Raw genomic sequence first — 17,176 nt, forward strand, 5'->3', positions numbered from 1 at the left:
CTGTTCTAGCTAGTTATGGTCCTTGCGCCACTCTGAGGGCGTCGGAGTCTCGGCCTGCCAAATGCCGCGGCTTGCGGCCTGGGCCTGGGCTGCTTCCGACAGATAGTGGCCCTGGCCCTCATCTGGCCAAGCCAGACCCTCTGCCACCAACAGCCCCCCTACATCCAGACCATCTGCCTTGCAGGAGGCCAGGTAGTGTCCATAGCTGTCTTGTTCATTGCTGAAACATTCGACCCGCTCGGCCGAGGCGAGCATATCGCGAATCCGGTCCTCTGCCTCTGCAGCGCATTCCCAGTGACCGCCCCCGGCGGAATTGCACTGCTGAGCAACCTCCGGCGCATCAATGCCTACCAAACGGATGCGCAAATTGCCCAGCGCCAGAAAATCACCCTCGATGATACGAAAGGAGCCACCTGGTACCGTCAGCAAAGGGTCCAAGACACCGGCGAGGCGCTGAATGCTGTGCAATTCCATGAATACCCTTGCAGAGGCGGAATCACCTTTGGGCAAATCAGCAGCTGAGGCTGTGCCGGCTGCAAAGGCAAGGACAGCACTTACAATGGTTCGTTTTATCATCATCAGGTGACCATTCTGGTTTTGGAGTAAAAGTAGCGTCAACCGCAACTCTGGACCGGAACTGGCCAATAATCTGTTAATTTCCGCCAATTTTCTTTTCCGACCCCATACAAAGTCGGTGCGCGGCCGGGCTATCAACAAAAATCTTCTTTCTTTCTTTGTCCTGTGAACCAGATCACAGAACCCAGCCGCACTGCCTGCCATAGTCCCCTCAAGGCAGACGATATCATCCCATCCCGATGACTGCCGGACCATACAAGAGCCATATGCCCGCCAGCATATGGCTCTTTCCTTTTGAAAAGCCCTCTTTTCGTGACCTTAGCCCATCTCTTTTGGGCACAAAAAAGGCCGGGGAAACCCCGGCCTTTGGTTTGGTCCAAAATCTTTGGACTTGTTTACTTGACCAGGTTCAAGGCGACAAACCTTGGGTCACCATTGCGCCGCACCAAAAGCAACAACGATTTACGGCCAGCTTCTTTGGCTTCGGAAATGCGGGCTTCCAAGCCGCTGATCGTCGCCACTTTCTGCTGTCCCGCTTCGGTGATGACATCGCCAGGGCGCAGACCTTTTTCCCAGGCCTCGGAAACTTCGTTGACCGAAAGCACAACCAGCCCATCAATGTCGGAAGACAGGTTCAGCTCGCCCCGGATCTTGTCTGTCAAAATTCCAACGGACAGGCCAAGCAGTTCCTTTTCAGTGACCTTTGGCTCTTCACTGTCGCCACCAGTGGCGGCACCAGCCTCACGCTCGGCGTCTTCACGACGGCCCAGGGTCACCTTCAGAGTTTCGGTCTTGCCCTCACGGTACACAACAACCCGAACTGTCTTGCCCACTTCGGTATTGCCGACGGTCCGCACCAGGCTGCGCGTGTTCTTCACGTCTTCACCATCAAAGCTGAGGATCACATCCCCCGCCTGCAGACCGGCCTCCTTAGAAGGACCATCCGGTACATCTGTGATCAGCGCGCCCTTGGCGTCTTCCAAACCCATGGCTTCGGCAACGTCATCGCTGACATCCTGAATACGCACGCCCAGCCAGCCACGACGAGTCTCGCCAAATTCTTTCAGCTGAACCACGACCTTGCTCACCACATTGGAAGCCATGGAAAAGCCAATGCCGATCGAGCCACCATTGGGCGACAGGATTGCGGTATTCACCCCAACCACATCGCCATCCATATTGAACAGAGGCCCGCCGGAGTTGCCCCGGTTGATCGCCGCATCGGTCTGGATGTAATCGTCATAGGATCCTGACAGCTCCCGATTGCGGGCGGAGACAATCCCGGCAGAGAGCGAAAACCCCTGGCCAAGCGGATTGCCCATGGCCACGACCCAATCCCCGACACGGGCTGTGTCGCTATCGCCAAAGGTGACAAACTTCAGCGGCGCCGAGGCCTCGACCTTGAGCAGGGCAATATCCGTATTGGGATCGGTGCCAATCACCTTGGCGGGCAACAGCTCTTTGGGCTGACCATCACCGGGAAAGAATTCGATTTGAATTTCATCCGCATCCGCGATCACGTGGTTATTGGTGACGATATAGCCATCTTCGGAGATCACAAATCCCGAGCCAAGCGCCGAAGAACGCTGCGGACGGTTGCCGTTGCCACCATTGTTGCCGCCGTTGCGGTCCTGAAACTCGCGGAAGAAATCTTCAAAGGGAGAGCCTTCGGGCACTATGCCCTGCGGACCAGTGCGACCTTCGATTACTGTTGTAGTCGTGATATTCACCACTGCCGGACTGATCTCATCCGCCAAGGGTGCCAGGCTTTCGGGGCGGGCCTGGGCCGATAGCATCTGCGCCATGACCATCACCAGGCTAAGCACCCCCAGCCAAAGCACGCGCCACAGGGTGGCCTGTCCGTTGTGTTCCTTTGAAACTGCAATCGCCTTGGGCTGCACCGAGCTTCTCCTTGTCATCACCATTCCTGTTTTCGTCACGTTTCTATTCTACCCTCACCGTCAATACTGACCATCAAGAGCCGCAGGTTACCGGCCAGCTCCAAACACAGGCTTTATCCTACAGTAGCTTAGTTTCAATGTAGGGGGAGAATTTCCTTTCACAACACCTGCATGCGCCAATCAATTCGTTGTGAAAAATTTGCACGGTTTTCCGCTCATCCCTGCCCCGACCTCCCGATCGCAAGAATAGCAACATTTTGGACAAGCACAGTCTAAAACCACAACTCAACCATTAAATCGCTTGAGCACAGGCCTGGACATTCCCCTGTGTCACGGCTGACCGCACGGTCCCGGGCAAAACGAAAAGGGGCCAACCCTTAGGTCAGCCCCTTTTATGTTCCAACAAGCCATAGCCGCTAGATTTGTTACTCAGCGGGTGTCCCGCGCGAGGATCTTAGATAGTTGAAGAACTCAGAGTCTGGTGACAGCACCAGCGAAGAGTTGCTGCCCTTCAACGCGCCTTCATAGGCATTCAGGCTGCGATAGAATTCAAAGAACTCAGGGTCGCGGCCATAGGCCTCGGCAAAGATGGCGTTCCGTTCGGCATCTGCCTCACCACGAATGATCTCGGCTTCGCGTTCTGCTTCAGAGACCAGCTCGACCACGGTACGATCGGCCTGAGCGCGAATGCGCTGCGCTGCCTCATTACCACGGGCGCGCTCGTCAGTGGCTTCACGCACACGTTCGGCCCGCATCCGCTCGAAGGTTGCTTCCAGGTTTTCAGAGGGCAGATCGGTACGCTTCAAACGCACGTCAATGATCGCAATCCCGAGTGATTCCGCATCCAGGCTGGCGCCATTGCGGATCCGCAGCATCAGCGCGGCGCGATCCGAGGACAGGATGTCATTGGAGCTCACTGAGCCGAGGATTTCACGGGTTTGAGCCCGCAGGATCGAATCCAGACGGTTTTCAGCGGTGGCAATACCACCGGCACCAACCGCTTGGCGGAACCGATTCACATCTACAACGCGGTAGCGCGCAAAGGCATCAACCACCAAACGGCGATCATCCGATGGAGTGATTTCCAGCGGGTCAATATCCCGGCTCAGGATCCGGTCATCATATCGAACGACTTCCTGAATAAGCGGGATTTTGAAAGCTAGACCGGGATCTTCCTTGACCGAGACCACACGACCAAATTGCAGCACCAATGCCTTTTCGCGTTCATCCACGATGAAAACGGAGGACAGGATGCCAACGAGTGCCAATACGAGAACCGGCAGGAGGAAAGTTGTCTTTTTCATCAGTTGTTTCCTCCCGAACGGCGCAGCTCATTGAGCGGCAGATATGGGACAACGCCCTGCCCACCTTCACCGGTTGACTGGTCCAGGATGACCTTGTTCACATTGCCCAGAACCTGCTCCATCGTTTCCAGATAAAGACGCTTGCGCGTCACTTCTGGTGCCTTTTGGTACTCGGTCAGAACCGCGCTAAAGCGGCTCGCCTCACCCTGGGCCTCGTTAACCACCTGGGCACGATAGCCTTCTGAGCGCTCCAGCAGTTCAGCTGCTTGCCCACGGGCCTGCGCCAGAGCGTTGTTGGCATAGGCATCAGCTTCGTTCTGACGCTGGTCGCGCTCCTGCTCAGCTGCCTGAACATCCAGGAAAGCTGCAATAACCGAGGCAGGTGGATCCGCCTTGTCAAAGTTGACCCGGATGATGTTGATACCACTGTCGTAGTCATCCAGGGTCGCCTGGATCAAGTCCTGCAAACGTGCTGTAATCGCGCCACGATCCCGGTTTAGGATCGGTGCCAGTTCAGACTGCGCAATGATTTCACGCATGGCTGATTCTGACACGGCCCGGATGGTGGGGCGCGCATCCCGCAGATTGAACAGGAACTTCGCCGGATCACTGATGTTCCAGACCACCTGGAAATCAATATCAACGATGTTTTCATCACCGGTCAGCATCAAACCAGCGTCAGAGCCACGGCCACCAACACCGATATCTTCGGTCTGTTCGCGGGTGACCGGCAGGATTTCCTTGGTCACCAGCGGCCAGGGTGCAAAGTTCAGACCCGGATTACCGGTATCCATATACTCACCAAGGAACAGTTCAATCGACTGCTCTTCTGGTTTGACCGTATAGAAACTGTTCATGCCCCAGAGCACAGCGCCAACAACCGCTGCAATCGCCAGGGTGCCCTTGGTGAACAGAGGCGAGCCGCCGCCGCCCTGACCACCGCCAGTGCCGCCGCCTTGACCATTGCCGCCACGACCGCCCATCAGAACGCGCAGCTGCTCCTGGCCTTTTTTGACCAGCTCATCAATTTCAGGGATCTGGGGGTCTTCGGGACGACGGCCACCGCCGCCTCCGCCATTGTTACCACCACCGTTGTTTCCCCGGTTACCTCCGCCGCCAGAAGAGCCTCCGCCCCCCCAGGGGCCACCGCTATTGCCCGCCATGTGTCTCCTATCCCTTTTCTGCCGCCTGTTGCGGCATCTGCACCACATTTGTGGTGGTAATCTTGTGAATTCAAGTCGTTCGACTTGGCTGCTTCATTGTGACCAATTCTTCCGACATGGTGGGGTGAACCGCAACCGTCCGATCGAAATCTTCCTTGGTTGCCCCCATTTTTATCGCAATACCGGCCAATTGGATCATCTCACCCGCGCCAGGAGCCACGATGTGGCAGCCCAGAACCTTTCGGTTTGCCTTGCTGACGATCAGTTTCATCAGCACTTTCTGAGCCCGCCCCGCAAAGCTTTGCTGCATCGGTTTAAAGCTGGCCGAATAAACCTCGATCGCTTCCTGCGCGGCCGCCTCTTCTTCAGACAGGCCCACAGTGCCCATTTCCGGCTGGGTAAAGATCGCCGTCGGGATCAGCTCGTGATCCGGGCTGGTGGGATTGCCTTTGAACACGGTCTCGACAAAGGCCATGCCTTCGCGGATCGCCACTGGCGTCAGATTGGCACGATCCGTGACATCGCCAATGGCATAGATCGAAGGCACGCCTGTCTGGCTGTATTGGTCCACCAGGATCTCCCCCTTCTTGCCGCGCTCAACGCCCAGCGCTTCCAGCCCCAGGTTATCTGCATTAGGGTGACGGCCAGTGGCATACATCACCTGATCAAACAGGGTCTCATTGCCCTTGGTGTCGGTGACGCGGATCTTGTCGCCCTCTTTCACCATCGAGACCACATTAGTCTCCAGCTGCAGATCAACGCCATTGGCCACCATGCCTTCGGCCACCACATTGCGGGCCTCTTCGTCAAAGCCGCGCAGGATCTGGGTGCCGCGATAGAACTGGGTGGTTTTGACGCCCAACCCATTCATGATGCCGGCAAATTCCGAGGCGATATAGCCGCCGCCGACGATCAGGATACTCTCGGGCAGCTTGTCCAGGTGGAACATCTCGTTCGAGGTGATCGCCAGCTCCGAGCCGGGGAACTCCGGTACGGTAGGCCAGCCACCAGTGGCAATCAGAATATGCTTGGCCGTCTTTTGCGTGCCATCTGCCAGCGCCACTGTATGGGCATCCACCAGCGTCGCGCGGCTGTCGTAATTGCTGACCGAGTTATTTTTCAGGATACCGCGATAGATACCTTCCAGACGATCCAACTCGGCATGCAGTTTGGCCTTGAAACTGTCCCAGTCAAAGGCACCGCCCTTGATATCCCAGCCATAAGCCTGGGCATCGCCCACCATGGCAGAATATTCAGATGCAAAAACCATCAACTTTTTAGGCACACAGCCGCGAATGACGCAGGTGCCGCCATAGCGATCCTCTTCGGCCAGAGCCACCTTGGCGCCCTCTTGCGCCGCCACACGTGCCGCACGCACGCCGCCGGAACCGCCGCCAATAACAAAAAGATCGTAGTCAAAGCTCATTTTCGTCCTGCCTTTTAGTCAGAGAGATCGGAAAACAGATTGTCGCTTTCGACAAAATCCAACTTTTCCCGCTCTACTGTGCCTTCGTTGATATCCCGCACTTCTGCAGTGCCATCGCCGTAGCCGATGATGACGGTGTCACAGATATCAATGAACAAGCCGTTTTCAACCACACCGGGGATCTGGTTGATCACCAGCGCCAGTTGCCGTGCATTGCCAATCCGGTTCAAGTGCAGGTCGAGAATATGGTTCCCCTCATCGGTCACAAAGGCCCGGTCCCCATTCATCCGCAAGGTCGCGGAACGCCCCAGAACATCCATGGAAACAAGGGTTTCCTCAATCAGCGCCTGGCTGGTTTGCCAGCCAAAGGGAATGACCTCCACCGGCAGGGGAAACGCCCCCAGGGTTTCGACCTCTTTTCCGGCATCTGCGATCACTACCATTTGATCAGAGGCGGTGGCGACGATCTTTTCCTGCAACAGCGCCCCGCCGCCACCCTTAATCAGGTTGAGATCATTGTCGAACTCATCCGCGCCATCAATGGTCAGGTCCAACCATTTGGCCGCATCCAGTGACGTCACCGGAATACCAACCTCCCGCGCCAGCTCTGCCGTGCGGGTCGAGGTGGGCACGGCGGTGAACTTCAGCCCCTCTTCGCGCACCATCTCGCCAAGGCAGCGCACCAGCCAGGCCGCGGTTGATCCCGTGCCAAGCCCAACCCGCATACCGTCTTCCACCAGCCCCGCCGCCTGTTTGGCCGCGACAAACTTTGCCTTGTCGATGGGGGACAGATCTCCGGTCATGGGCTTGGGCTCCGCAATAGGTCGTTGACAGCCTTATAAGCAATGCCCCGCCCAAGGGCGAGCAGCAAATCAGCGACATAGGCCCCGCAGGACCGCCCTCGCCCATAAACATGTCACTGAAAGGCGTGTTTCCTATTGGAAACGCCGGAAACGGGCACTATTTGCAGTTCTGCGCCATTTAGAACGGTTCCATGACACATAGCTATCGCCTTCACTACGCCCCCGACAACGCCTCGCTGGTGATCCGCCTGGCGCTGGAAGAGCTTGGCCTTTCATATGAGACCGCCCTGGTCGACCGAAGAGCCGGGGCACAAAACACCAAAGCCTATCGCGCGATCAACCCAAATGGGCTGATTCCCGTATTGGAAACACCGGATGGCGCGATTTTTGAAACCGCCGCCATTCTGCTCTGGCTCGCGGACCGGCATGGGGCGCTGGCCCCGGCCCCGGACAGCCCCGAGCGTGCGGCCTTCCTGAAATGGCTGTTCTTTGCTTCCAATACCCTGCATGCGGATCTCAGGATCTGCTTCTACCCTCAAAAATACATCGGCTCGGACACCGCTGATCAGGCCGCCCTGAGCAAGGTGATCAAACAGCGCTTAACAGTGCACCTTGGCCACCTAAACGACCTAGCCGCCACAAGCCGCGCTTGGTTCGGTGCATCGCAACCCTCGGTTCTGGACTTCTATCTGGCCTGCATGATGCGCTGGATGGCGCTTTATCCGGCCCAGAGTGACCGCAGCTGGTTTAATCTCCGCCAATATCCCCACCTGTTCGCCCTGTTGCAGCGCCTGCAATCTCGCCCCGCTGTTGTGGCCGCTCAAGCCGCCGAAGGTCTCGGCCCGACGCCTTTCACCCAGCCCAGTCCCGCAAATCCCCCAGAAGGATCAGCCACCTGATGTTCCTCTCCGTTTTTGACATGTTCAAAGTGGGCATTGGCCCCTCCTCCTCGCATACCATGGGCCCGATGGTGGCTGCTGCGCGCTTCCTCGACATGATGCGCGCGTCACCGTTTGAATTCCACGGGCTGCGGGCCTCATTGCATGGCTCGCTGGCCTTTACCGGTGTGGGCCATGCCACCGACCGGGCCACCATTCTGGGTCTGGGCGGCTTTGTTGCTCACGACTATGATGATGGAAAGGCTGAGGCCTTTCTGGCCGATCTGGCCAAGACCCATAGCATGCAGCCCGAAGGCCTGCCCGCGCTGCACTTTGATCCCAAAGCAGATATGATCTTTGATTATGATCACGCGCTGGAGGGCCATGCCAACGGCATGGTTCTGATGGCCACCGATGCCCAGGGCGATGTGATCCTGCGGCAGGTGTTTTATTCCATCGGCGGTGGCTTTGTCGTTACCGAAGAGGAACTGGCCCAGGGCAAGGCTACCGATGAGGGCGATCCGGTGCCTTTCCCGTTCAAATCAGCCGCCGAAATGCTGACCATGGCCAAATCCAGCGGCAAAAGCATTGCCGAAATGAAACGCTCGAATGAGATCGCCCGGGGCTGTTCAGAGAGCCTGTCAAAGGGCACGGCCCGGCTCTGGCAAGTGATGAACGATTGCATCAATCGCGGGCTGGAGCGCGACGGTATCTTGCCCGGCGGTCTGAATGTACGCCGCCGCGCCAAGGGCATCCATGATGCCCTGCAGGCCGAGCGTGGCATGAACCTGACCGCGCCCCATACCATCAATGACTGGATGAGCGTCTATGCCATGGCGGTGAACGAGGAAAACGCCGCCGGAGGTCAGGTGGTGACCGCCCCCACCAATGGTGCTGCCGGGACGATGCCTGCGGTGATCCGCTACTATCTTGACCATGTGCCCGGCGCCTCGGAAAGCCATGTCGAGGACTTCCTGCTCACCGCTGCCGCCATTGCCGGTCTGGTCAAATACAATGCCTCCATTTCCGGCGCCGAGGCCGGCTGTCAGGCAGAGGTGGGTTCGGCTTCTGCCATGTCCGCCGCGGGTCTCTGCGCGGTCATGGGCGGCACCCCCGAACAGGTGGAAAACGCCGCCGAGATCGCGCTGGAACATCACCTTGGCATGACCTGCGATCCTGTCAAAGGCCTGGTGCAGGTGCCCTGTATCGAGCGAAACGGTCTGGCAGCGATCAAAGCGGTCTCGGCAGCCTCGCTGGCGCTGCGCGGTGACGGGCAGCATTTTGTGCCACTGGATGCTTGTATTGAAACCATGCGCCAGACTGGTGCCGATATGCATGACAAATACAAAGAGACCTCGCTGGGAGGTTTGGCTGTCAATGTCCCCAATTGCTAAGGCGCGTTAACGCGGGGACAGAAAGGCAACCACAGCTTGCACCTTTTGAGCGCCACGCCTAGCGTGGCGCCATGACACAAAGCACCTCTCATGACCGGCCCCTGCTTGGCATCTCTCTGATGCTGGGTTTTTGCATTCTGATCCCGCTGGGCGACGCTATCGCCAAGCTTCTGGCCAGCCATGTCCCAGTTGGGCAGATCGTGCTGGTGCGCTTTGCCGCCCAGGCGCTGATTCTGGTGCCTGTGTCCTGGATGCTGGGTCAAAGCCTGCGCATTCCGCGCCACCTACTGCCGCCTGTCCTGCTGCGCACCATCCTGCAAATGGCCGGGATCACCGCCATGTTCAACGCCCTGCGCTATCTGCCCCTGGCAGATGCTGTTGCCATTGCCTTTGTGATGCCCTTCATCATGCTGATCCTGGGCAAGTACTTTCTGGGCGAGTCCGTCGGCTGGCATCGGTTGGGCGCCTGCATCATTGGCTTTCTGGGCACTCTATTGGTCATCCAACCCAGCTTTGCTGTGGTTGGGCTTAACGCGCTGTGGCCTCTGGCCGTGGCCTTTATCTTTGCCTTTTTTATGCTGGTCACCCGCAAGATCGCCAAACATACCCAGCCGATCCCGTTGCAGGCCGTCTCTGGCCTCATTGCATCGGGGCTGATGCTGCCCCTGTTTTGGCTGGGGGACATGGCTGGGATCAAGGATCTCAGCGCAGCCCTGCCCCCCCAGAATGTCTGGGGATTGTTGGCCGCAGCCGGAGTCGTTGGCACGCTGGCACATCTGATGATGACCTGGAGCTTGCGCTATGCGCCGGCATCGACGCTGGCAAGCATGCAATACCTGGAAATTCCTATTGCCACTCTGGTTGGCTGGATGGTTTTCAACGAGCTGCCAAACACCCTGGCCAGCCTGGGGATTTGCCTCACGGTCGCCGCCGGGCTTTATGCGATCCTGCGCGAACGCCGCGCCGCCGCCCAAGCAGCCCCAGCGTAATCCCGCTAGTCCTGCAAGGCTTGCAGGACTGCCGGCAGGTGATAGCGCGGCACCATTGCCAACAGCCCCGGCCCGTCCACGCAGATTGAGACCGGGCCCAGCGCCCGGTTGGAGGTGCCGATTTGCCCGCCCGGTTCCATCACCAGCCCCTCCAATTGCCACTGCAACCCGGTGGAGTGAGCCCTCACTCTGCGCATCGGAAACAAGGAAACGGTCTCCTGCGCTGCAAGTGGCAGGGTGACCTGCTGTGGCAGGTGAAAGATCACCTCCTGCTCGCCCAGCACGATACAAGGGGGGCCGATATCCTGCACCAAGGTATTGAGCACAGCCAATTGGTGATCGACCCGCCCGCCCAGAAACCCCACCGCAATCACCACAGGTGCCCGGATCGAGCGCAGAGCCTTTTCGAAATCGGTGCTGTCCTGTTCCGATACCCGAAACTGGCGTTCTGGCGGGATCTGCGCCATAATCTGCGGAGAAATTGAGTCAAAGTCTCCGATCACAGCCTTTGGCAGGTGATTCTGTGCAAGGGCATGGGCTGCCCCCCCATCCGCAGCGACCAGACAATCTGTCATGGACAACGCCCACTGCAGGTCATCTTTGCACAGGTCCCCGCCACCAACCAGCGTGACTGGCTCCATTTCATCTACAATAAGCTTGTTCATGCCGAGATTATTCGCAGATCTAGAAACCGGCCACAATCTAAACACAAAATGATACGATCAATTGCACGGATTCGAGCAGAATTTGACGAGCTAGCCCATATTGTAAATTGCAATTACTTTGGTGAGGACGAGCAAACCGATGGTACATAACAACAAAGTTCTGACGGTTTCCTATGGAACCTTTTCCTGCACGCTTGAGGGATTTGAAGATTCCTTTGGCACGATGAAGGCCATTGCCGAGTATTTCCGGGATCTGGCGTCAGATGACCGCTATTTTGGCGCAGAGCCGCCCCAGCCAGATGCCGATATGCTGGCCCGCATTGCCCAGCGCGAGGTTGCCCGTCAGGTCGAAGCCCGCACCAGCAGCGAAGGTATCCATCTGCGCACCTCTGCCCCGGAAGATGCAACAGCGCCGTCTGTCTCTTCAGCCACGGACCGCGCGGCCACAGCGGCCCCCGCAACCGCACCAGCACCCGCAGTGATCGAGGCCGAGGCTCCCGCAGAAGAGAAACCCGAAGACAATCCCCAGCTGCAGCAGCTGTCTGAGGACACAACAGAGGTAGATCCCAGCGAGGTTGAGCTGTTTGACCACCCGGCGGAACGGCCCGAACCAGCAGGCCTCGACAAGCCACAGGAGCCTGTCGGCGAGGAAGCGGAACAAGAGGACGAGTCCATCGCCGCAAACCCTGCCGCGACAGTTGATCTGGACACCATTGCTGCCATTTCCGCAGCCGTCTCCAAAGTGCCGGTTGCTGAGCACACAGCGGCTGATGACAGCGATGCTGTCAATGTAGAGTTCTTTGAAGCAGAGGAGGCCGAAGCCTCTCTGATTGCCGACCGCGGCACAGACAGCACACCAGCCGCCGACAGTATTGCTGCCAAACTGCAACGCATTCGCGCTGTGGTGTCGCAGACGTCGGAAGAGGAATTCTCCGAGGACCAACACGCCGAAGCCTTTGTCGAATCCGCCCGCGCCGAAATGGTACAGGAGGACGACCTTGATGGCCTCTCTGTGGATATGGAAGTGGATGCCGAGGACGATGAAATCTCGCGCGTACTGGATCGTCTTGACCTGACCGCAGATCTGGCCGTTGCAGAGCCCGAGGCGCAGGAGGACATCGCAGCCGAAGGTGGAGACGACCAAGACGCCGCCTCCAGCGATTCGCTGATTTCCTCGATCCTGCAAGTGCCTGGCACGCAGCAGGAAGAGGCCGACACTGTCGCTGATGCCTCCGCGGTTGCGGTGGAAGACACAGAGGAGGCGCATGCCCGCCCCAGACGTGGAATTCGCCTGAGCCGCCGCAACAAACCGGCCGCCGCCGAACCTGCGATCACAGAGCCGACTGCTCAATCTCCCGTAGCGGCACGCCAGGCTCCGGTAGATGACGCTCCTGATGAGCAGGACAAGATCGCGGCCGAAGACACCCCCCCTGCTCCGGAGACCACAGGTACCGCTCAGCCATTGCGCGCCCGTATCATCAAGATGAAACGGGAAGATCTGGCAAAGGCCATGGCCTCCGGAACTTTGGAAGAGGTTACCGAAGACGACAGCGCACAAGAAAATGCAGAGGATAACGTCTTTTCCGCCGACAGTTCGCTGAACGCGGAAGAAGAGGCCGAGCTGCTGCGTGAATTGGCAGAAGTTGAAGCTGAGCTTTTGGCCAGCAATCAAACAAAAACAGAGGCGCAGCCCGCCACTTCGTCCCCCGCCGAGGACAGCGCCGCGCAAGATGCCCCTACGTCTTCCGAAGTCAAGCCGCCCCCCAGCGCGGCGCAGGCGGTGTCTTCTCCCGATAGCGACGTGACACGGCTGATGGAGGCTGCGGAAAGCAAGCTTGGCGACCCCGACAATGCCACCTCTCGCGAGACCTACAGTCATCTGCGCGCGGCCGTTGCAGCGGCCGAGGCGGACCGCTCAGCCGGGGATAACAGCGCCCAGGCCGATGAGGCCGAACCCTACCGCGAAGATCTGGCCAATGTGGTACGCCCCCGTCGCCCAGGCGCGGATGGTGCCGCCAAGGGGCAGCGCCCGCGTGGCAAGGGCAGCCGCCCTGCACCTTTGAAGCTGGTCGCCGAGCAACGTATCGACCCGCAGCCCGCCGCTCCGGAAAAACCCGTGCGTCCGCGCCGCATTGCGCGCCCCACGGAAGAAACCTCTCCGGCCCAGACCCAGGCCGTGGGCAGCTTTACGGATTATGTTCAGGATGTGGGGGCTGCAGAATTGCACGAGCTGCTGGAGGCTGCCGCCTCCTACCTCAGCTTTGTCGAAGAGCGGGATCATTTCTCGCGTCCTCAGTTGATGAACAAGGTGCGCAGCGTCGGGCATGATGACTTCAACCGCGAAAACGGGTTGCGCTCCATTGGCCAGCTGCTGCGCGAGGGCAAGATCGAGCGCTCGGAAAATGGCCATTTTTCGGCCACAGACGACATCGGCTTTCGTCCCCGCAAACGCGCTGCGGGCTAAGCCCAGCCAGTGCTTCCGGGTCACAGAGGTCGCAGAGGCCACAGCCAAAAAACAAAAGCCCGACAGGAGAACATTCCTGTCGGGCTTTTGTTTTGGATCTAACGACCTGCAGCTTTATTCTTCGGCATCCGGGTCTTCTTTGCCAACACCGCGAAAGACAAACTTGAAGGGCAGAACCCAAAGCACCCCCAAAACGGCGTAGACCAAAAGCTCTACCAGGATCGAAGGGCGCTCAAACCAGCTTACCACATTCACCGCGACACCAATATAAAGCGGCATGCCGATCAACAGGATCACCAGCGCCCAACGGCGGCGCGCCTTGTAGCTCAGGCCGGGCTTATCCGACATCAGTCAGCAAAGGGGTCGGTCACCAGAATGGTGTCGTCCCGCTCCGGGCTGGTGGAAAGCAATGCCACGGGGCATTCGATCAGCTCTTCCACACGTTTCACATATTTGATGGCATTGGCAGGCAGATCGTTCCAGCTGCGCGCGCCCTCAGTTGATTCACTCCAGCCAGGCATTTCTTCATAGATCGGAGTGCAGCGAGCCTGCTGATCGGCGGCGGTCGGCAGATAGTCCAGACGCTCGCCGTCCAATTCATAGCCGGTACAGATCTTCAGGGTTTCAAAGCCATCCAGCACGTCCAGTTTGGTCAGGGAAATGCCGGTGATGCCGGAGGTAGCGCAGGTCTGGCGTACCAGGCAGGCATCAAACCAGCCACAGCGGCGCTGACGACCAGTGGTGGTGCCAAACTCATGGCCACGGGTGCCCAGACGGTCGCCATCGGCGTCAGGCTTGCCATCCGCATCCAGCAGTTCGGTTGGGAAGGGGCCTTCGCCAACGCGGGTGGTATAGGCTTTGACGATCCCCAGCACATAATCAATGGAGCCCGGCCCAATACCCACACCGGTGGCAGCCTGGCCGGCAATCACATTCGACGAGGTGACAAAGGGATAGGTGCCAAAGTCGATATCCAGCAACGCGCCCTGAGCGCCTTCAAACAGGATCCGTTTGCCGGCTTTGCGCTTTTCATTCAGCACTTTCCAAACCGGCGCGGCATATTTCAGAATCGCAGGGGCGATCTCACGCAGCTGTGCAATCAGCGCATCCCGATCGACAGGCTCAAAGCCCAGACCTTTGCGCAGCGGGTCATGGTGCTGCAGTGCCCGGTCGACGCGCGCCTCAAGCGTGGCCTCATCCGCCAGATCAGCAACCCGGATGGCGCGGCGGCCAACCTTGTCTTCATAGGCGGGGCCAATGCCGCGACCGGTGGTGCCGATCTTGGTGCCCTTGGAGGCGGCCTCTTCGCGGGCGCGGTCCAATTCGCCATGAATCGGCAGGATCAGCGGCGTGTTTTCCGCGATCATCAGGGTCTCAGGGCTGATATCAACGCCCTGAGCCTGCACGGTTTCGATCTCTTTCAGCAGGTGCCATGGGTCCAGAACCACACCATTGCCGATCACGCTCAGCTTGCCACCGCGCACAACGCCCGACGGCAGCGCGTGCAGCTTGTAGACTTTGCTGTCAATGACCAGCGTATGGCCGGCATTGTGACCGCCCTGAAAACGCGCAATCACATCGGCGCGTTCGCTGAGCCAGTCAACGATCTTGCCTTTTCCTTCATCGCCCCACTGGGCGCCGACTACCACGACATTGGCCATCTCAGGTCCTTTGTATGCTGGTTAGAATGTATGCTGGTGGAAACCAGAGCCCCGTATAGCGATGCCGCGCCCGCGAGGGAACCGCTAAATCGACGCAGAAGCGTTACATTCGAACAAGCCCCCGCCCAACAAGCGATCCAATCAGCCTGCCAGGTGCACCGGGTCGCCATGTGGGGTGCTCAGATAGGCCTCTTCCCAGTCGCGGCGTACCAAAGCCACCTCCTGCGGGCTGGCATTTCCCGCCTCGGCGAGAATCGCCTCCAGCGTTTCAAGCCAGGCATCAAAGTAGTCAGCCCCACCATCCAGCTCACGGCTCAACCCATTGCGGCGCAGCGTCTGCGAGAATCGCGCCACCCAGTCCGCCCAGCTAAAACGGCCCCCCTCGTTCAGAGAAACCGTGAGCGCAAAGACCTGAGCATGCCAGGGCTCCTGGAAAACCGGCTCGGGGGCGCTGAGATCAATACAGTCGCTCATGCTTGCGCCTCCGGCTCCAGATAGCTTTGCCACAGATCCAGAACCACCTGATCATTAGGGTGTTCCGGATGGGCCCAGAGCTCTGACGCATTAAAGGCAACAGCATAGAGCGGCTCTGGCGCCTCGCCCAATCCATGGGCATTGCTGTCCGGCAGGACATGGGCGCCGTGCAGCAAATGCACCCGCCCTCGAGCACCCGCAGCATAGTCAGGCAAACGGGTATGGCCGCCATTCATCAGTGCAGATCCCCCGGGATGGCGAGTCTTCACCCAGTCCCCTGGCGCAAAGCGGGCCGAAACGTCGCTGTCGCGATTGGCCGGGCCACCCTTGGCCAGCACCGCCGCGACGGCCTCCGCCTTGAGCGCCTTGGAGGCCAGCGCGTGTAGCTCATCTTCGCCCAGACCCATTTCGCCCTGCCCCTCCAGATCTTTGCGAGTCAGCACCCCGGTCTCAACCAGCAGATCTGCCAGAGCTGAGATCCATTTCTCATAATAGGAGTACCGGGTGTAATCCTTTGGCGACAGACGCTCGCGGGCGTGGCGCGACACATCGATATTCCATTTCCCCAGGGCGCCACAGGCCAGGGTAACGGCCAGAGCGCGGGCATGCCAATCGGTCGCAAAGACCGGCGCATCAGGGGCATCAGGCACCACAGCGCCATCTCCGAATCGCCCGCCCATATCGTGTAGCCGGCTCATGATGGGTCTCCCCCGCCAAGGGGCTTTGAGGCCAGCGCGGTGCCAATCATCGAATCGCGTGAGACCAGCGCCGCCAGTGCATCCGCATCCAGCCCGTCGCTGCCTTCGGGGCGCATGGGCAGAACCAGATAGCGCACCTCGGCGGTGGAGTCCCAAACCCTGACGGCGGTCTCAGAGGGCAGGGTCACGCCAAAATCGGCCAGCACCTTGCGGGGTTCACGCACCGCGCGGGCACGATAGGCGTCGGATTTATACCAGCCCGGCGGGATGCCCAACAGGGGCCAAGGGTAGCAGCTGCACAGGGTGCAGACGACCATGTTGTGCTGCTGCGCTGTGTTCTCGACCACAACCATATGCTCGCCCTGACGCCCATAGTAGCCGAGCTCAGCCAGGACGGGATCTGCATCCGCCAGCAGTGCCGCCTTAAAGTCCGGGTCGGCCCAGGCGCGAGCGACAACGCGGGCACCGTTTTGGGGGCCGATCTTGTTTTGATATGTATCTATGATCTCATCCAGCGCGGCCGGATCTATCAGGCCTTTACGGGTGAGAATCGTTTCCAGAGCCTTGACCCGCAGAGCAGGGTCAGAAGGCAAAACGGCATGCGGGTGGTCAGAATGATCATGAGGCATGGGCGTAGCCTGCCCCAGCCCTGCGGTCTGCGTCCAGTCACTTTTCCTGTGTTTCCCGGCGGTTTTACCCGGCTTGGCCCAATCTGCAGCTGCCTGGCTTCAAGTCTGTGCCAACAATCGAAACTGAGCCCTTGCCCCTGTCGGCATTCTT

General features: G+C 59.0%; 16 protein-coding genes. 4 read left to right on the forward strand and 12 right to left on the reverse strand.

The features are described from left to right. Positions 1–9: 9 nt before the first annotated feature. The 6 genes from AN476_RS23035 to rpiA form a co-directional block, all read right to left on the reverse strand. Positions 10–474 (reverse strand): thermonuclease family protein, encoded by a 465-nt coding sequence (locus AN476_RS23035; protein WP_172684786.1) that lies wholly within the window; start codon positions 472–474, stop codon positions 10–12. A gap of 497 nt (positions 475–971) precedes the next feature. Beyond that, positions 972–2,495 carry a Do family serine endopeptidase gene (locus AN476_RS03290; protein WP_253279825.1) on the reverse strand — a complete coding sequence of 508 codons (1,524 nt, stop codon included), beginning with the start codon at positions 2,493–2,495 and terminating at the stop codon, positions 972–974. Between the two features lie 407 nt (positions 2,496–2,902). Then, on the reverse strand, positions 2,903–3,781 hold the full coding sequence (gene hflC, locus AN476_RS03295) for a protease modulator HflC (RefSeq protein ID WP_054459552.1): 879 nt from the start codon (positions 3,779–3,781) through the stop codon (positions 2,903–2,905). Then, positions 3,781–4,944: an FtsH protease activity modulator HflK gene (gene hflK, locus AN476_RS03300; RefSeq protein ID WP_054459553.1), complete on the reverse strand. Its 1,164-nt coding sequence runs from the start codon at positions 4,942–4,944 to the stop codon at positions 3,781–3,783. The genes hflC and hflK overlap by 1 nt, the downstream gene beginning before the upstream one ends. A gap of 70 nt (positions 4,945–5,014) precedes the next feature. Then, entirely contained in the window at positions 5,015–6,370 is a 1,356-nt protein-coding gene (gor, locus tag AN476_RS03305) for a glutathione-disulfide reductase (RefSeq protein WP_054459554.1), read from the reverse strand. Positions 6,371–6,384: 14 nt separating this feature from the next. After that, on the reverse strand, positions 6,385–7,173 hold the full coding sequence (gene rpiA / locus AN476_RS03310) for a ribose-5-phosphate isomerase RpiA (RefSeq protein WP_054459555.1): 789 nt from the start codon (positions 7,171–7,173) through the stop codon (positions 6,385–6,387). A gap of 191 nt (positions 7,174–7,364) precedes the next feature. Between rpiA and AN476_RS03315 the strand changes: the two genes are divergently transcribed. The 3 genes from AN476_RS03315 (at position 7,365) to AN476_RS03325 (ending at position 10,434) form a co-directional block, all read left to right on the forward strand. Next, positions 7,365–8,072, forward strand: coding sequence for a glutathione S-transferase family protein (locus AN476_RS03315; protein ID WP_054459556.1), 708 nt, complete (start codon positions 7,365–7,367; stop codon positions 8,070–8,072). Beyond that, positions 8,072–9,445 carry an L-serine ammonia-lyase gene (locus AN476_RS03320; protein WP_054459557.1) on the forward strand — a complete coding sequence of 458 codons (1,374 nt, stop codon included), beginning with the start codon at positions 8,072–8,074 and terminating at the stop codon, positions 9,443–9,445. Before AN476_RS03315 ends, AN476_RS03320 begins: the two co-directional genes overlap by 1 nt. 71 nt (positions 9,446–9,516) lie before the next feature. Then, entirely contained in the window at positions 9,517–10,434 is a 918-nt protein-coding gene (locus AN476_RS03325; RefSeq protein WP_054459558.1) for a DMT family transporter, read from the forward strand. 5 nt (positions 10,435–10,439) lie between these two features. On the opposite strand, the gene AN476_RS03330 is transcribed toward AN476_RS03325, so the two are convergent. Then, on the reverse strand, positions 10,440–11,099 hold the full coding sequence (locus AN476_RS03330; RefSeq protein WP_054459559.1) for a thiamine diphosphokinase: 660 nt from the start codon (positions 11,097–11,099) through the stop codon (positions 10,440–10,442). Positions 11,100–11,238: 139 nt separating this feature from the next. On the opposite strand from AN476_RS03330, the gene AN476_RS03335 reads away from it, so the two are divergent. Next, complete coding sequence (locus AN476_RS03335) at positions 11,239–13,563, forward strand: hypothetical protein (protein ID WP_054459560.1); 2,325 nt, start codon at positions 11,239–11,241, stop codon at positions 13,561–13,563. A 114-nt stretch (positions 13,564–13,677) separates the two neighbouring features. Here AN476_RS03335 and AN476_RS03340 read toward each other — a convergent pair whose 3' ends face one another. The 5 genes from AN476_RS03340 to nthA all read right to left on the reverse strand — a co-directional run bounded on the left by AN476_RS03340 (position 13,678) and on the right by nthA (position 17,025). Continuing rightward, positions 13,678–13,911 (reverse strand): DUF2842 domain-containing protein, encoded by a 234-nt coding sequence (locus AN476_RS03340; protein ID WP_054459561.1) that lies wholly within the window; start codon positions 13,909–13,911, stop codon positions 13,678–13,680. Further along, entirely contained in the window at positions 13,911–15,224 is a 1,314-nt protein-coding gene (locus tag AN476_RS03345) for an adenylosuccinate synthase (RefSeq protein ID WP_054459562.1), read from the reverse strand. Before AN476_RS03345 ends, AN476_RS03340 begins: the two co-directional genes overlap by 1 nt. 141 nt (positions 15,225–15,365) lie before the next feature. Continuing rightward, positions 15,366–15,698, reverse strand: a complete 333-nt coding sequence (locus tag AN476_RS03350) for a nitrile hydratase accessory protein (protein ID WP_054459563.1) — start codon at positions 15,696–15,698, stop codon at positions 15,366–15,368. Beyond that, positions 15,695–16,396, reverse strand: coding sequence for a nitrile hydratase subunit beta (nthB, locus tag AN476_RS03355; RefSeq protein WP_054459564.1), 702 nt, complete (start codon positions 16,394–16,396; stop codon positions 15,695–15,697). The genes AN476_RS03350 and nthB overlap by 4 nt, the downstream gene beginning before the upstream one ends. Then, a complete protein-coding gene (gene nthA, locus AN476_RS03360; RefSeq protein ID WP_054459565.1) occupies positions 16,393–17,025 on the reverse strand; it encodes a nitrile hydratase subunit alpha in 633 nt (210 codons plus the stop codon). The genes nthB and nthA overlap by 4 nt, the downstream gene beginning before the upstream one ends. Between the last annotated feature and the right edge of the window lie 151 nt (positions 17,026–17,176).

The sequence above is a fragment of the Phaeobacter sp. 11ANDIMAR09 genome, assembly GCF_001294455.1.
Lineage (GTDB): Bacteria > Pseudomonadota > Alphaproteobacteria > Rhodobacterales > Rhodobacteraceae > Pseudophaeobacter.

Excerpts from the sequence above, each read along its gene's own strand:
- AN476_RS23035 (WP_172684786.1), bottom strand. The coding sequence starts at position 474 with ATGGAATTGCACAGCATTCAGCGCCTCGCCGGTGTCTTGGACCCTTTG.
- AN476_RS03325 (WP_054459558.1), top strand. The coding sequence starts at position 9,517 with ATGACACAAAGCACCTCTCATGACCGGCCCCTGCTTGGCATCTCTCTG.
- rpiA (WP_054459555.1), bottom strand. The coding sequence starts at position 7,173 with ATGACCGGAGATCTGTCCCCCATCGACAAGGCAAAGTTTGTCGCGGCC.
- AN476_RS03330 (WP_054459559.1), bottom strand. The coding sequence starts at position 11,099 with ATGAACAAGCTTATTGTAGATGAAATGGAGCCAGTCACGCTGGTTGGT.
- hflK (WP_054459553.1), bottom strand. The coding sequence starts at position 4,944 with ATGGCGGGCAATAGCGGTGGCCCCTGGGGGGGCGGAGGCTCTTCTGGC.
- AN476_RS03350 (WP_054459563.1), bottom strand. The coding sequence starts at position 15,698 with ATGAGCGACTGTATTGATCTCAGCGCCCCCGAGCCGGTTTTCCAGGAG.
- AN476_RS03320 (WP_054459557.1), top strand. The coding sequence starts at position 8,072 with ATGTTCCTCTCCGTTTTTGACATGTTCAAAGTGGGCATTGGCCCCTCC.
- AN476_RS03345 (WP_054459562.1), bottom strand. The coding sequence starts at position 15,224 with ATGGCCAATGTCGTGGTAGTCGGCGCCCAGTGGGGCGATGAAGGAAAA.
- AN476_RS03315 (WP_054459556.1), top strand. The coding sequence starts at position 7,365 with ATGACACATAGCTATCGCCTTCACTACGCCCCCGACAACGCCTCGCTG.
- AN476_RS03335 (WP_054459560.1), top strand. The coding sequence starts at position 11,239 with ATGGTACATAACAACAAAGTTCTGACGGTTTCCTATGGAACCTTTTCC.
- AN476_RS03340 (WP_054459561.1), bottom strand. The coding sequence starts at position 13,911 with ATGTCGGATAAGCCCGGCCTGAGCTACAAGGCGCGCCGCCGTTGGGCG.
- hflC (WP_054459552.1), bottom strand. The coding sequence starts at position 3,781 with ATGAAAAAGACAACTTTCCTCCTGCCGGTTCTCGTATTGGCACTCGTT.
- nthB (WP_054459564.1), bottom strand. The coding sequence starts at position 16,396 with ATGAGCCGGCTACACGATATGGGCGGGCGATTCGGAGATGGCGCTGTG.
- gor (WP_054459554.1), bottom strand. The coding sequence starts at position 6,370 with ATGAGCTTTGACTACGATCTTTTTGTTATTGGCGGCGGTTCCGGCGGC.
- nthA (WP_054459565.1), bottom strand. The coding sequence starts at position 17,025 with ATGCCTCATGATCATTCTGACCACCCGCATGCCGTTTTGCCTTCTGAC.
- AN476_RS03290 (WP_253279825.1), bottom strand. The coding sequence starts at position 2,495 with ATGACAAGGAGAAGCTCGGTGCAGCCCAAGGCGATTGCAGTTTCAAAG.